The sequence below is a fragment of the Achromobacter sp. SIMBA_011 genome (assembly GCF_046535435.1).
GTDB lineage: Bacteria > Pseudomonadota > Gammaproteobacteria > Burkholderiales > Burkholderiaceae_B > Achromobacter > Achromobacter dolens.
Window position 1 is genome coordinate 1 of sequence record NZ_JAWRWN010000238.1, and the last position, 302, is coordinate 302.

Annotated in this window: 1 protein-coding gene; it reads left to right on the forward strand. The window is 63.2% G+C overall.

Annotation, left to right across the window (positions count from 1 at the left end):
- Position 1 precedes the first annotated feature (1 nt).
- Positions 2-302, forward strand: a 301-nt coding sequence (locus SB816_RS30745; RefSeq protein WP_410548085.1) for an enoyl-CoA hydratase-related protein, incomplete at its 3' end; no start/stop codon positions are given.

Below are 302 nucleotides of genomic sequence, written 5' to 3' on the forward strand. Positions count from 1 at the left end.
GGTGGAGACCCGAGGGCGAGTCGGATTGATCACGCTCAACCGTCCGAAGGCGCTCAATGCGCTGAACGATGCGTTGATGGATGAGTTGGGTGCGGCGCTGAAGGCGTTCGACGCAGACGACGAAATCGGCGCGATCGTCGTGACGGGCAGCGAGAAGGCGTTCGCGGCCGGCGCCGACATCGGCATGATGGCCACCTATTCGTATATGGATGTGTACCGCGGCGACTACATCACGCGTAACTGGGAGACCGTCCGCGAGATCCGCAAGCCGATCATTGCGGCCGTGGCGGGGTTTGCGCTCG